This window comes from Pseudomonas baltica, assembly GCF_031880315.1.
Classification (GTDB): domain Bacteria; phylum Pseudomonadota; class Gammaproteobacteria; order Pseudomonadales; family Pseudomonadaceae; genus Aquipseudomonas.
In genome coordinates this window covers 1,911,698-1,925,695 of record NZ_CP134771.1, presented here as the reverse complement: position 1 = coordinate 1,925,695, position 13,998 = coordinate 1,911,698, and the positions used below count along the sequence as shown (strand labels likewise).

The following is a 13,998-nucleotide window of genomic DNA, read 5'->3' as shown; positions in this document are numbered from 1 at the left end:
ACACCTCTGCGCATCAATTCCACAGGCCGATTTTTTCCAGCTCCTGCTGGAAATTCTTGCGGGTGATCAGCGTGACCTCATCCATGGCGGTGTACTTGGGCGGTTCCTTGCCAGTGCTGATCCAGTCGAACATCATGCTTGCGGTGTTATAGCCCTCGATGTGCGGGCTGGGCAGCATCGAGCCGAAGAAGCCACTGTCGGGTTTTTTCAGCTCGCCGATGGCGTCGGTGCCGTTGATGCCGATGCCGATAACGTTGGCCGCCGCGAAGCCGGCGCTTTCAGTGGCACGTACGCCGCCGAGCACGGTGTTGTCGTTCATGCCGCCGATGATCAGGTTCTTCGCCGCGCTGGGCAGCTTGACCAGCGCGGAGCTGGTGGCGTCCATGCTGCCGGGCACATCAAGGGTCTTGAGCGCCGCATAGATGATGTGGTCCTTGGGCAAGCCGGCATCTTGCAGCGATTTGACCGAGCCGTCGGTGCGCTTCTTGCCGGTGTCGAGCTCGTTGTAGGTGTTGACCACCGCGTAGGTGTCTTTCCAGTCCCAGCCGCGCTGTTTGGCTTCGGTGACCATGGCGCTGCCTTGCTTCTGGCCGACCTCGAAGGCAGCCATGCCCAGGTACGGGACGTCCTCCATGAACTTGCCGTTGGCGTCGACGAAGCGGTCATCGACGGCGATCACCTTGAGATCGTTCATCTTGGCCTTGGCCACGATGGCCGGGCCCAGGGAGACATCCGGCGGGCAGATGACGAAGCCCTTGGCGCCGTTGGCGGCGAGGCTATCGATGGCCGAGAGGGTTTTTTCGCCGTCTGGCACGGCGATCTTGATCAGGGTGAAGCCTTTGTCCTTGGCGGCTTTTTCGGCGAAGGCCCATTCGGTCTGGAACCAGGGCTCTTCAGCCTGTTTGACCAGAAAACCGATCTTGATCGGGTCGGCGGCACTGGCCAGCGAGAACAGACTGCCACCCAGGCTGAGGGCGGTGACAGCGAGGGCGGTACGGCAAAAGCTACGACGATTCATGGGCAACTCCTTATTTTTATTGGGGGGCACAGCCGTATCGGATTTGGTGTGGGTGCAGGGCTCAGTCGTGGTAAAGCACCGAGCGGCCACCATCGATGGTGATGCACGAGGCGTTGATGAAGGGGGCTTCGTCGCTGGCCAGGAACACCGCGGTCATGGCCACTTCGAGCGGTTGGCCGATGCGCCGCGGTGGATGCAGATCCAGCGCGCGCTGGCGTTCGGCGTGCGGGTCGGGGAAGCCGTTCCAATAGTCGACATTGAGTTGGGTTTCGATGTATCCCGGCGCGATGGCGTTGACGCGCACGCCCTTTGGTGCGTACTCGATGCCCAGGGCACGGGTCAGGCCCAGCAGGCCGTGCTTGGCCACCGGATAGGGAAAACAGCCAGGGATGATGTGGCTGGAATGGGTCGAGGCAATGTTGATGATGCTGCCGACGCCTTGCTCGATCATCTGCGGCAGCACCGCTTTGCAGCCATACCAGGCGCCGTCCAGGTCGATGGCGAAGCAGCGGCGCCAGTCTTCTTCGGTCATCAGCAGCGGGTCGCGGAACACATTGACGCCGGCGCAGTTGATCAGCACGTCGATACGCCCATGCAGCTCCAGCGCACGGCGGGCCATGGCCTGCAGATCCTGGGCCTGGGAGACATCGGCGCGCAACGCCTGGACGTCGGCACCGCGTTCGCGGAAACGCGCAGCGACGGCTTCGACTTTTTCTGCCTGGATATCGCTGATCACCAGTTTGGCCTGCTGGGCGGCGAAGCAGGCGACGATCGCTTCGCCAATGCCCTGAGCGGCGCCAGTCAACAGCACCACCTTGTTTTTCAGGCGCTCACCACGGGGTGGCTCTGGGACGGCGGGCAGGGAAAGAGGTTCAGCCATGGATCCGGACTCCTGTTAGGCAAAGACACGACGAACGCCGGCCGCTTGAAGAGGGCCGGTGCGAGCGAGGGAGAGGGTTCATGCAGGCGCAGTCGCGCTGATCGTGACGACCAGAGAGTAGGACCGCGCGGAGAAAGACGTGGGAATAGAATTGCATTGCATCACCGATATTATTTTTTTTGTGTGCGTTGAGCTGCTGGCAATCAATATAGCCCAGTTGCGAAAAATCCCAAACTATGATTTTACATCCCTAAATATGGGATTTACTCACCGGTGTAGTTTTTAATCTGCAAATTCATCGCAATAGTCCATCATGCGGTCACCGCAGGTATCGATCACCCCTATAGAGGACTTATGGCGGATTCCCTTGCAAGCTCTTCCTCGACCAAGCTGACCACCCAGGAATTTCGCGGGATGCTGGCGATCCTGATGTCCATTGCGCTGGCGACCTTGGACACTGCCATCGCCAACACTGCGCTGCCGGCGATCGCCGCCGACCTGAATGCGTCGCCAGCGGCCTCGGTGTGGATTATCAATGCCTATCAACTGGCGGCCGTGGCAACCATCCTGCCGTTTGCCGCGCTGGGCTCGATCGTCGGTCAGCGCAAGGTCTATCTGGCCGGGTTGATGCTGTTCGTCGTGTCATCGTTGATGTGCACCTTCGCCTGGTCGCTGCCGACGCTCACCGGCGCCCGGGTGCTGCAGGGCCTGGGTGCCAGTGCGATCATGAGCGTCAATGCCGGGCTGATCGGTTCGATCTTCCCTCGTGAGCGTCTGGGCCGTGGGCTGGGCTTGAACGCGCTGGTGGTCGGCACGTCATTCGCCGCCGGGCCGACCATCGCCTCGCTGATCCTGTCGGTGGCCAACTGGCCTTGGCTGTTCGCGATCAACCTGCCGATTGGCGTGTTCGCGTTGGTGTTTGCCTGGAATGCCCTGCCGCTCGGCCAGACCAAGGCGCAGAAATTCGACTATTTGACGGCGAGCCTCAATGTGATCGCCTTCGGGGCCTTGATCTTCTCTCTGGGCCAGGCCGCGCAGATGGGCTCGCGTTTCAGCGTGTTGCTGGCCTTCGCAATATTCCTGGCCGCCGGGGCCCTGATGATCTATCGCGAGAGGGCGCATCCGGCGCCGATGTTTCCCCTGGATCTGCTCAAGCGGCCGATGTTCGCGTTGTCGACGCTCACGGCATTCTGCTCATTCGCTACCCAGGGGCTGGCGTTCGTGTCGCTGCCGTTTTTCTTCGAGACGACTCTGGGCCGCAATCCGGTCGAGACGGGCTTTCTGATGACGCCCTGGTCAGTGGTGGTTGCGCTTTTCGCACCGATCGCCGGCCGTTTGTCCGATCGTTATCCGCCCGGTCTGCTCGGCGGCATCGGGCTGGCGATCCTCAGCGCGGGCATGGTATCGCTGGCGCTGTTGCCGACGGATCCGAGTGCTGGCGATATCATCGCGCGGATGATCATTTGCGGAGCGGGATTCGGCTTTTTCCAGGCGCCCAATCAGAAGGCGCTGATGACCAGCGCACCCCGCGAGCGGGCCAGCGGCGCCAGTGGTACCGTGGCCACTGCCCGCTTGATCGGCCAGGCGACGGGCGCGGCGCTGGTGGCCCTGAGCTTCGGCATCGCCGGTAGCGGTGGGCCATTGCTGGCCTTGAGCATCGGTGCCGGATTCGCCGCCGTGGGCGCGATCTCCAGTGGCTTGCGCCTGGTGACCTCGGCGGATTAGCCTGGCCTGCCGTCGAGCCGCCAAGGTGGCTCGTCTGGCAAAAAGATCTTTAGCATTGGCGTAAACCTATGTAGCCTTCGCCAGCCCCCGAAACACCGTGGTTTCTGGGGTTCCGCGCCCGGCTCTCGTGTCAGACCGGGCGACATGTTCGACTTTCGCGCACGCGCGCCTGCAGGTCTAGCCATATGACGCAGATATCCGAACGCCTTCTGGTCCAGGCACACTTAGATGCCAAGCAGCCCAAGCCGCTGACACCCGAAGAAGAAGCCCACTACCGCTCAGCCATTGCGGCCGAGCTCAAGGCCCGCAACGCGGTGCTAGTGGCTCATTACTATTGCGATCCGGTGATTCAGTCGCTGGCCGAAGAAACCGGTGGTTGCGTGGCCGATTCCCTCGAAATGGCGCGCTTCGGTGCCCAGCACCCGGCGCAGACCATTCTCGTGGCCGGTGTGCGTTTCATGGGTGAGACGGCGAAAATCCTTACGCCGGAAAAGCGCATCCTCATGCCGACCCTCGAGGCCACTTGCTCGTTGGATCTAGGCTGCCCGGTCGACGAGTTTTCCGCATTTTGCGACCAGCACCCCGAGCGTACCGTGGTGGTGTATGCCAATACGTCCGCCGCGGTCAAGGCGCGAGCCGATTGGGTGGTGACTTCCAGTTGCGCGCTGGAAATCGTCGAAAGCCTGATGGACAACGGCGAGACCATCATCTGGGGACCGGACAAGCACCTGGGGCGTTACATCCAGAAGCAGACCGGCGCCGACATGCTGCTGTGGGATGGTGCCTGCATCGTCCACGAAGAATTCAAGTCGCGCCAATTGGAAGACATGAAGGCCTTGTACCCCGAGGCTGCGATTCTGGTGCATCCGGAATCGCCGGAGGCGGTGATCGAGCTGGCCGATGCGGTTGGTTCCACGAGCCAGTTGATCGCGGCGGCGCAGACCTTGCCCAACACTCACTTCATCGTCGCCACCGACCGCGGCATCTTCTACAAGATGCAGCAGTTGTGTCCGGACAAGATCTTTCTCGAAGCGCCCACGGCCGGCAACGGTGCGGCATGCCGCAGCTGCGCCCATTGCCCATGGATGGCGATGAATACCCTTGAGCGCACCCTGCAGTGTCTGCAAGAGAGCACCAACGAGATCTTCGTCGACCCCGCTGTGGTGCCCCACGCCGTACGGCCCCTCAAGCGCATGCTGGATTTCACCCAGGCCGCGCGCATGAAGCTGTCCGGCAACGCCTGAATCAGGTGACCGGCACCGGTTGCGGTGCCGGGACTACCGGCTGTTTGCCCAGCCCCTTGTTGAACTCCAGCCATACCGCCAGCAGCAGCATCAGCCCGGCGCTGCCGATCGCGGTGGCGAGTTGCATGGGCAGGCGGTCGCCACCCAAGGCGTTGGCCATGTCCGACATGGGCGCGAGCAATACGCTGAAACAGAACACTTCCAGCGAATAGCGGCCCATCAGGCATAGCTGCTGACTGCTCCAGTGCATGACCCAGTTGCCCTTGGGCAACAGTTTTGCGGCGCAGTAGGCCAACGCCAGAAAGTGCAGAAGCCGCACGGGAGCCAGGTTGGTCTTGCTGATCGGGTAGAGCATGTCTGCCAGAGGCTTGGGCACCAGCAACTCATGCAGCGGCGCCCATTTCCACCCCAGTGCGATCACTGCCGCTACCACCACATAAATCGCACAGACCACGAATAACGGCTGGCGCAGCAGTGGCCGTGCATCGGCTACGGCTGGCTTCTGCGCGTGCAGCGCCGCGACGCCACCGAGTACGAACATGATCTGCCAGGCCAGCGGGTTGAAATACCACACGCCGCCACCCTCGTAGGCCGAGAGATTCCAGCCAAACACCGTGGCAGGTACGTAGAGCATTACCGACAGACCCACCGCCAGGTTCGGCCACTTGACCAGGATCGGCAGCGCCAGTGGCAGGCAGCCGAGCAGGACGATATACAGCGGCAGCGGATCCATCAGGTTGGGCTTGAAGCGCAGCAATAGCTCATCGACCATGGCCTGTTGCGGGTTGCTGACGAAATGCAGCAGGCCCATTTCCTGGACCATGTCACGGGTCTCGACGTGTTCGTTGGCGAAGAACACGATGCCCATCAACAGCACCAGTAGAAAGATGTGCACCACGTACAGCGTCCACGCCCGTCGCAGGATGCGCACGCTGGCGACCAGGTAACCGTCGCGCAGGGCGATCTTGCCGTAGGCGAGGACAGCCGCGTAGCCTGCCAGGAATACGAAGATTTCGGCCGCATCGCTGAAGCCGAAGTTGCGCAGGGTCAGGTTGCCCAGCGGGTTTTGCGGAATGTGGTCCCAGAGAATGAATATCAAGGCCAATCCACGAAAAAAGTCGACCCGGTGGTCTCGTCCGTTAGTCATGGCAGTTGCGCTCTAGCGTGGGGTGTCTAAGTAACTGATAGGGGATCGGGTCAGTGGTTCCGCCTGCCGGCGGGATATCGATCAGCGGCGCAGGGTGCCGATTTTTGCGAGGAAATGCAAAAGGAGGATATTACCGAATGTCACAGAGGCGCAGCGAGGGTTAACCCCGTGTGGGAGCAGCCTCTGGACGCGAAGCCGGTGTACGGCATGGAAGCTTCGCGAGCAGAGCTTGCATCTCACAGGGGCCCGCCGTTGGTCAGGCCGCCACTTCTTCATTCGGCTCGAAACTGTCCGCCCGCGCCATCGCCCACATTCTGGGGTAGAACTCGCCACTCAACTCGCCCGTCAGCAACTCGCCGGGCTTGAGGAACACGTGCAGCTGGGAAAACAGCTTGATCTCGGTGGCCGACAAGCGCCGCACCAGGTGCTTGGCCTTGAGCTGGGAGGGGTGTTCCAGGCCCGCTGCGGCAAGCATCTCGGCCAGGGCCTTGAGGGTGTGGTGATGGAAATTCTTGACCCGTTCGGCCTTGTCCTCGACCACCAGCGCGCGCTGTCGCAGTGGATCCTGTGTGGCCACGCCGGTAGGGCATTTGTTGGTGTGGCAGCTTTGCGACTGGATGCAACCGATGGCGAACATGAAGCCGCGCGCCGAGTTGCACCAGTCGGCGCCGATCGCCAGCACGCTGGCAATGTCGAAGGCGCTTACTATCTTGCCGCTCGCGCCTAGGCGAATCTTGTCGCGCAGGTTCAGGCCTACCAAGGTGTTGTGCACGAACAACAGGCCTTCGCGCATCGGCATGCCCAGGTGATCGGTGAACTCCACAGGCGCCGCACCGGTGCCGCCTTCGGCGCCGTCGACGACGATGAAATCCGGCAGAATGCCCGTCTCGAGCATGGCCTTGGCGATGCCCATGAACTCCCACGGATGGCCCAGGCACAGCTTGAAGCCCACGGGTTTGCCCCCCGACAGTTCACGCAGCTGGGCGATGAAGTGCATCAGCTCGAGCGGCGTATTGAAGGCGCTATGACGCGAGGGCGAGATGCAGTCTTCGCCCATCATGATGCCGCGCGTGTCGGCGATTTCCTGAGTGACCTTGTGCTTGGGCAAGATGCCGCCGTGCCCGGGTTTGGCGCCTTGGCTCATCTTGATTTCGATCATCCGCACTTGCGGATCGAGGGCCTGCTGGGCGAAGCGTTCGGGGTCGAAGCGGCCCTCGCGGGTGCGACAGCCGAAATACCCACTGCCCAGCTCCCAGGTCAGGTCACCGCCGTGTTCGCGGTGGTAAGGGCTGATGCTGCCTTCGCCGGTGTCGTGGGCGAAGTTGCCCAGTTTGGCGCCTTTGTTGAGAGCCCGAATGGCGTTGGCGCTCAACGAACCGAAACTCATGGCCGAGACATTGAAGATCGACGCGCTATAGGGCTGAGTGCACTGCGGGCCGCCCACGCTCACCCGAAAACTGGCTGGGTCGCTCAAGGGGGCCGGGCGCATGGAGTGGCTGATGAACTCGAAGCCCGGCTGGTACACATCGATCAGGGTGCCGAAAGGTTTGTCTGCGGTTTCGTTCTTGGCGCGGGAATAGACCAGCGAGCGCTGTGCGCGGGAGAAGGGCAGGGCATCGCTGTCGGACTCCAGCAGGTACTGGCGAATTTCCGGGCGGATGGTCTCGACCAGGTAACGGATATTGCCCAGGATCGGATAGTTGCGGCGCACGGCGTGGCGGGTCTGAAGCAGGTCGAACAGGCCGATCAGGCTCAATACGGTGGTGAGCAAGGTGAAAGGCCAGAGCCACTCATGCTGTTCGAACGGGAGGGTGACGAGGCTGAACAGAACGCATGCGGCAAAAAAAGCGTAACGACTTAACAACGAAAGGCTCATACGGTTTCCTTGGAGGGTTCTTCTTTGAGTTGTGGTTCCGATCCCGCTTCCTGTACCGAGGGGGTTGCCCCCGATCAGGGTAAGTCAGCAATAAAGAGGGCGCTGACTCGTTTTTGGAGGCAAGCCTCCTCGCTACAGGTCATTCTGTTCTCCTCACAGGGGCGCAAACAAGCGCGTGCGGCGCAACAGTCCATCTCGCAATGCTCAAGAATAGCCGAGGATGAATGACGACTCTTCGATATAGCGCCTGGGCACAGCGCTATGAAAAATCGATCTCACAGAATATGAGTGTTATGTTATGATGTAACAAGTTGTTCCACTGCCTGGAGATTGAACATGAAACCCGGAATCCACCCCGAATACCGTCAAGTGCTGTTCCATGACACCGCCGCAGACGTGTTCTTTTTGATCGGCTCGACTGCCGACACCGATCGCACCCACGCCCATACCGACGGCGTTACTTACCCTTACCTGGCCTTGGACGTATCGAGCGCCTCCCACCCGGTGTACACCGGTCAACAGCGCAAGACCCAGGCCGAAGGCCGCATCGCCGGCTTCAACAAGCGCTTCGCCGGTTTTGGCAGCAAGGCTTGAGCAGTGACAACCGTCGGTGCGACTAGCGACGAATCAGGGCCTCGCGCAACGCGGGGTCCTGCGCTATCCAGTAGTGCGGTTTGCCCGCGATCATCGCTGCCGCCGGGATGCCATCACGGTAGACCAGGCGGTTGCCGCTGATCGCGGGCACCTTGCTGCCCGGCAACAAGGTGCCGACCAGATTCAGCGGGTCCACTGCGCTGACGGTCACCAACCCACCGTCCATAGGCCGTTTGCGCACTTCGCGCAGCAACGGTATGGCTTCGGGCAGGGCGAATTGCTCACCTGCCAGGCCACTGACGAAGCGCCCGCCGCGGATCTCGCCCCGGGCTTCCAGACGGTGCAGGGTGCGCAGCAGTTCACGCCAACTCGGCAGCCAAGCGGCCTCACGCTCCAGCAAGCGCCAGAACACCACGCCATAGCGCCGCAGCAGGGTCATGGCGACATGTTCCAGAACCTCATCGCGCGCCTGGCCTGCGCTGGGTTTGCGCAGCAAGGCCCAACGTCCGGCATCATCCATGCCGCCGACAAACGCCCCGCGGCCGCGGCGGCTGCTGTGCGCCTGGCGTTTGCTCGTTGGCGTGATCAACGCGCGCAAGCCGGCGAAACTGTCGGCATTCACCTGGCCGGCGGCGACCAGCTCCTGCAGGGCGTTTTCCAGTTCGCTGCGCAGCAGATGGGCCTCGCTGCTCAGTTCATCGAAAAACAGCGCGCCTTGGTCGGCGAGCACGTCGAGGACTTTCTGCGCGCGCAGGGATATCTCTGGTGCTGACGGCTTTTCGGCATCGAGCCCTCTCGCTACAGGGGCGCTGTCGAGGCTGCGCCAGAGGCCGACCTGAGCGCGCGGCAGCAGGACGATGGGCGTGCTGCGCAAAGTATTGCCGGCTCCGGCGCGGCCGCCGAGGCGGGTCCATACGGTCTTGCCGGAGCGGCAGGCATCGTCCAGCCAGGTCAGCGCGTAACCCTTCACCCTGCTGGGCAACAGCTCGCTCTCCCAGGCGCCAGCGGGGGCGCTGAAGCCTTCGAATTGCTGCAGCACCGCGCTCAAGGCCGCCGGGCCCTGCAGGCGTGTGGCGCTGGACAGGTGCTGCCAATCGAACAGGAAACGCATGAAATCCTGCAGCGCCACGGGCTCTATTTCCTGACGCAGGCGCTTGACCGTGTAGCGATGAATGCGCGCCAGCAAGTGCCGTTCGCACCACTGGGTATCACGTACACCGGGCCGGAACTGCCCACGCAATACGTAGCCTTCACCCTCCAGCACCGCCAACGCCTGTTCGACCTCGTTCGGCATCAGGGCCAGTGGCCGGCAGATATCCCCCAGCAACATGGGCCCGCAACCGCTGAGGCGCGCGCGAAGCAATTCGACCCGTGCGCCATCGCTCTCCCAGGGTTGATCGAAACCTGCCAGTGCCGGTAACGCCGGGGTCATCGACGGATAGACCGCCTGTACACAGGTCAGGCGCTCGCGAGCGAACCACAGCCGCCGCTCGCCGGCCTGCACCCACATCGCCCGGCCCTGGCCGGCCAGTTGTTCGAGCCAGCCTTGCCAGAAGGGCTGCACATCGACCTCGGCTTGCTCGATCACCGCCAACTGCATCAGTGCCTCGTGCATCTCATCGGCGCGGGTGGGGTCAGGCCATGCCTGAAGGCAGACATCCTCGATCGCCTGGGCGTCCAGCGCGCCGAGATCATCGGCCGCTTCCGGATCGCTCCAGCGCCGACTGAGCACGGCCTGGGTGCGGCCTGGGTGCGGCGCTCCTCCAGCGGCGCGTCATCGAGGAAGGCGTAGGGCCGGGCATTGAGAATCGCCGCAGCCAGGGGCGATGGCGCCGGCAAATCACGGCTGAGCAAGCGCACCTGGCCTTGCTCCATGCGCCGCAGCAAGGCCAGCCAGGCGTCGCTGTCCATGGCCTCGTGCAGACAGTCGTCGAGGGTCTGCTTGACCAGCGGATGGTCCGGCACGTCGCGCTCGCCGACGATGTTTTCCAGGCAGGCGATCTGATCCGGGAACACTGTGGCGATCAGGTCCTCGCTTTTCATTCGCTGGATCTGCGGCGCCACTTTGCGGCCCCCGGCATAGCGCGGCAGCGCCAGGGCGGTGCCGGCGTTCCAGCGCCAACGCACGCCGAACAGCGGCGCATCGAGCACCGCCTGAATAAGGATCTGCTCCGCTGTGGCGCTGTGCAGATAGTGCCAGATATCGTCCAGCTCGAAGCTGTGGGTAGTCGACAGCGACAGCACGATGGCGTCTTCACTGGCCGCCGCCTGCAGCTCGAAATTGAAGGTGCGGCAGAAACGCTTGCGCAAGGCCAGGCCCCAGGCGCGGTTGACGCGACTGCCGAACGGCGTGTGGATGATCAACTGGGTACCGCCGGACTCGTCGAAAAAACGCTCCATGATCAGTGTCTGTTGCGACGGCAGCGCGCCCAGTGCCAAACGCGTGCGGGCCAGGTAGTCGACCAGTTGCTCGGCGCTGGCCGGGTTCAGGCCCAGTGTCTGGCACAGCCAGTCGACGACTGGCGCCAGTTTGCCCGCGCTGGCGTGCAGGCGTTCGTCGATAGCCCCTTGCAGGCGCGCCACCGACAGCGACAATTCGGCGCTGCGCCCAGGTGCTTCACCCAGCCAGAAGGGGATATTGGGCGGCATGCCCTGGGCATCTTCGACCCGCACTCGGCCGGTCTCGATGCGCAGGATGCGATAGGAGGTGTTGCCGAGCTGGAAGATATCGCCGGCGATGCTTTCGACCGCGAAGTCTTCGTTGACGCTGCCGATATTCAGAGCATGGGGCTCGAGGATCACGCTGTAGTCGGCGTTGTCGGGAATAGTGCCGCCGCTGGTGACGGCGGTCAGTTTGCTGCCGCGTCGCCCGCGCAGCAGGCCGCTGACGGCATCGCGGTGCAGATAGGCGCTACGCACGCCTTGGCGACCGCTGTAGCCCTCGGCAAGCATCGCCAGCAGTGCTTGATAGTCAGCTTCCTTGACGTCGCGAAAGGGCGTGGCGTTACGGAACAGTTGCAGCAGCGCCTGCTCGGGCCACTCCTGGCAGCTGACTTCAGCGATGATCTGCTGGGCCAGCACGTCCAGTGGCGCTTCGGGTATGTGCAGTACGTCCAGTTCGCCGCGCTGAATGCAGTCCAGTAGCGCTGCGCATTCGATCAGGTCGTCGCGGGAGGTGGCGAACAGTCGGCCCTTGGGCGTGCCGCCGACGTAGTGCCCGGAGCGACCGACCCGTTGCAAAAAGGCCGAGATCGAGCGTGGCGAAGCGATCTGGCACACCAGGTCGACTTCGCCGATGTCGATCCCCAGCTCCAGCGACGCGGTGGCCACCAGCACGCGCAAGTCGCCGCGCTTGAGGCGTTGTTCGGCATCCAGGCGTTGTTCCTTGGCCAGGCTGCCGTGGTGGGCAGCCACCACGTCACGGCCCAGGCGATCACTGAGGTGGCGGGTCAAGCGTTCGGCCAGACGCCGCGTATTGACGAACACCAGGGTGGTGCGATGCTCGTTCACCAGCTCGGCCAGGCGGTTGTAGACCAGCTCCCAGACGTCGTTGGCCATGACCGCGCCAAGCTCGACTGGCGGCACTTCGATGCCCAGGTCCCGGGGCCGGGCGTGGCCGATATCGACGATGGCGCACGCGCGTTGGCTGCCTGCAAGGAAGCGCGATACCGCCTCGATCGGCTTTTGCGTGGCCGACAGGCCAATCCGCCGCAGCGGTCGTTGGCAGAGCGCTTGCAGCCGCTCCAGGCTCAGCGCCAGATGGCTGCCGCGTTTGCTGGCGGCGATGGCGTGGATTTCATCGACGATCACCGTATGGGTGCTGGCGAGCATCTGTCGACCGCTGTCCGAGCCGAGCAGCACGTACAGTGACTCGGGCGTGGTAACGACGATATGCGGGGCGCGTTTGCGCATGGCGGCGCGGTCTTTTTGCGGGGTGTCGCCGGTACGTACGGCAGTGCTGATCGGCACCGGCGGCAGGCCCATGCGCTGCAGTTGTTCGCTGATGCCTTGCAGCGGGGCCTGCAGATTGATCTGGATATCGTTGGATAACGCCTTGAGTGGCGAGATATACACCACGAACGTTTGCTCGGGCAGCTTGCCGTCGTGAGCCAGGCCGTCACGGATCAACTCGTCGAGCACGGCGAGGAAGGCGGTGAGGGTCTTGCCGGAACCGGTCGGGGCAGCGATCAGCGTCGACTGGCCGCTCTGGATCAACGGCCAGGCCTGCGCTTGGGCGGGCGTCAGTGCCGGGAACCGCTGGTTGAACCAGGCCTGGACCGCAGGATGGAAGCCCGGGAGCGGGGCGGTGTTGAGGGGGGCGTTCATGTGATGATTAATGGGGGGTGAGTTGGGTGGCTGCAAGGTTGTTCGTCGGATTGCTCGGGTGGTTGCTGTGCTTTGGGATCGGGGTGGTTCTGCTTTCGAGCCGGCCTTGGGGTCGCGGCCCCCGCCATTGGCCCCTCGCTGACGCTCGGGGTTCCCGCGCTTCGACGCACTGGCGAGGGGCACGCCCCGATGGGCCTTCCGTGGCCCAACGGGGCTTAGCCGGCATCCATGCCGGCTATCCCCTCGCCAGCACGTCGAAGCGCGGCCTGCTGGAAGGGGCCGCGACCCCAAGGCCGGCTCGAAAGCAGAACGGTGATATTTGTGGCGTCTGTTCAGCTTTTCAAAGCTGCTCCATGCACCTCAAATCTCGGCTGGTCCTTTGCTGCGGGCCTGTGTGGATCGCCCCTCCAGCAGGCCGCGTGCAGGCGCCTGAAGAGAGGGAGATCCCGGCAGGATGCCGGGTCAGGCGCGTTGGGCCATGGATGGCCCACTGCGCCGTGCCCTCTCTTCAGGTGTCTGCACGCGGGTACCATGAGCCTAGGCGAAGGGCCAATGGACAGGGCGAGCCGCACAGGCCCGCAGCAAAGGGCCCGTACACAACCCTCAAGCCACCGCCAATAGTCTTCTGCCGTTGCTGTTGCCGTTGCCGTAGGGGCGCCACCACTGGCCTGGCCACCGCCGTTCAGCAAATATCTGGCAACGGCCTTGGCGGTCGGGGCCCCTCATGCGATCCTGCGCCGCCTGTATTCAGGACGAAACCGCCATGTCGAAGATCATTCATATCGCCGCCGCTTTGCTGCTCGACGCCCAAGGACAAACCCTGCTGGTGCGCAAGCGTGGCACCACGGCCTTCATGCAGCCCGGCGGCAAGATCGAGGCTCACGAACAGCCCGTCGAAGCCTTGGCCCGTGAGCTGTTCGAAGAATTGGGGCTGAGTATCGACACTCAACAGGCCGAGTACCTTGGCCAGTTCAGTGCCCCGGCCGCCAACGAGCCGGGATTCGAGGTGTGCTGCGAGCTGTTTCGGGTGCACAGCGTCGCGGCCGTGCAGCCCGCCGCCGAAATCGAAGAGGCGCGCTGGGTCGATATCGACCAGGTCGAGCCTCTCGAACTGGCGCCGCTGACCCGCGACCTGATCCTGCCGTTGCAGCGCGAATTCGCCCAGGCCCAGCGCAGCGCCTGAGCAGG

At 63.2% G+C, this 13,998-nt stretch carries 8 protein-coding genes and 1 pseudogene; 4 read left to right on the top strand and 5 right to left on the bottom strand.

The annotated features are described in order from the left end of the window. Positions 1-13: 13 nt before the first annotated feature. Both REH34_RS08395 and REH34_RS08390 read right to left on the bottom strand, forming a co-directional pair. Positions 14-1,018, bottom strand: a complete 1,005-nt coding sequence (locus tag REH34_RS08395; RefSeq protein ID WP_226505019.1) for a substrate-binding domain-containing protein — start codon at positions 1,016-1,018, stop codon at positions 14-16. Positions 1,019-1,079: 61 nt separating this feature from the next. Then, a complete protein-coding gene (locus REH34_RS08390; RefSeq protein WP_226505020.1) occupies positions 1,080-1,898 on the bottom strand; it encodes an SDR family oxidoreductase in 819 nt (272 codons plus the stop codon). Between the two features lie 414 nt (positions 1,899-2,312). Between REH34_RS08390 and REH34_RS08385 the strand changes: the two genes are divergently transcribed. Continuing rightward, positions 2,313-3,623, top strand: coding sequence for an MFS transporter (locus tag REH34_RS08385; protein ID WP_311972061.1), 1,311 nt, complete (start codon positions 2,313-2,315; stop codon positions 3,621-3,623). A 185-nt stretch (positions 3,624-3,808) separates the two neighbouring features. Further along, a complete protein-coding gene (gene nadA, locus REH34_RS08380) occupies positions 3,809-4,867 on the top strand; it encodes a quinolinate synthase NadA (RefSeq protein ID WP_311971362.1) in 1,059 nt (352 codons plus the stop codon). 1 nt (position 4,868) lies between these two features. On the opposite strand, the gene REH34_RS08375 is transcribed toward nadA, so the two are convergent. Next, positions 4,869-6,014 (bottom strand): OpgC family protein, encoded by a 1,146-nt coding sequence (locus REH34_RS08375; RefSeq protein ID WP_226505022.1) that lies wholly within the window; start codon positions 6,012-6,014, stop codon positions 4,869-4,871. Between the two features lie 256 nt (positions 6,015-6,270). Further along, a complete protein-coding gene (locus REH34_RS08370; RefSeq protein ID WP_311971361.1) occupies positions 6,271-7,890 on the bottom strand; it encodes an FMN-binding glutamate synthase family protein in 1,620 nt (539 codons plus the stop codon). Between the two features lie 336 nt (positions 7,891-8,226). On the opposite strand from REH34_RS08370, the gene REH34_RS08365 reads away from it, so the two are divergent. Further along, complete coding sequence (locus REH34_RS08365) at positions 8,227-8,484, top strand: type B 50S ribosomal protein L31 (RefSeq protein ID WP_226505032.1); 258 nt, start codon at positions 8,227-8,229, stop codon at positions 8,482-8,484. Between the two features lie 22 nt (positions 8,485-8,506). On the opposite strand, the pseudogene REH34_RS08360 reads toward REH34_RS08365, so the two are convergent. Further along, positions 8,507-12,810 (bottom strand): annotated as a pseudogene (locus REH34_RS08360) (DEAD/DEAH box helicase). Positions 12,811-13,573: 763 nt separating this feature from the next. Between REH34_RS08360 and REH34_RS08355 the strand changes: the two are divergent. Then, positions 13,574-13,993 (top strand): NUDIX domain-containing protein, encoded by a 420-nt coding sequence (locus tag REH34_RS08355; RefSeq protein WP_311971360.1) that lies wholly within the window; start codon positions 13,574-13,576, stop codon positions 13,991-13,993. Positions 13,994-13,998: the final 5 nt, after the last annotated feature.

Excerpts from the sequence above, each read along its gene's own strand:
- REH34_RS08370 (WP_311971361.1), bottom strand. The coding sequence starts at position 7,890 with ATGAGCCTTTCGTTGTTAAGTCGTTACGCTTTTTTTGCCGCATGCGTT.
- REH34_RS08355 (WP_311971360.1), top strand. The coding sequence starts at position 13,574 with ATGTCGAAGATCATTCATATCGCCGCCGCTTTGCTGCTCGACGCCCAA.
- REH34_RS08390 (WP_226505020.1), bottom strand. The coding sequence starts at position 1,898 with ATGGCTGAACCTCTTTCCCTGCCCGCCGTCCCAGAGCCACCCCGTGGT.
- nadA (WP_311971362.1), top strand. The coding sequence starts at position 3,809 with ATGACGCAGATATCCGAACGCCTTCTGGTCCAGGCACACTTAGATGCC.
- REH34_RS08395 (WP_226505019.1), bottom strand. The coding sequence starts at position 1,018 with ATGAATCGTCGTAGCTTTTGCCGTACCGCCCTCGCTGTCACCGCCCTC.
- REH34_RS08385 (WP_311972061.1), top strand. The coding sequence starts at position 2,313 with ATGCTGGCGATCCTGATGTCCATTGCGCTGGCGACCTTGGACACTGCC.
- REH34_RS08375 (WP_226505022.1), bottom strand. The coding sequence starts at position 6,014 with ATGACTAACGGACGAGACCACCGGGTCGACTTTTTTCGTGGATTGGCC.
- REH34_RS08365 (WP_226505032.1), top strand. The coding sequence starts at position 8,227 with ATGAAACCCGGAATCCACCCCGAATACCGTCAAGTGCTGTTCCATGAC.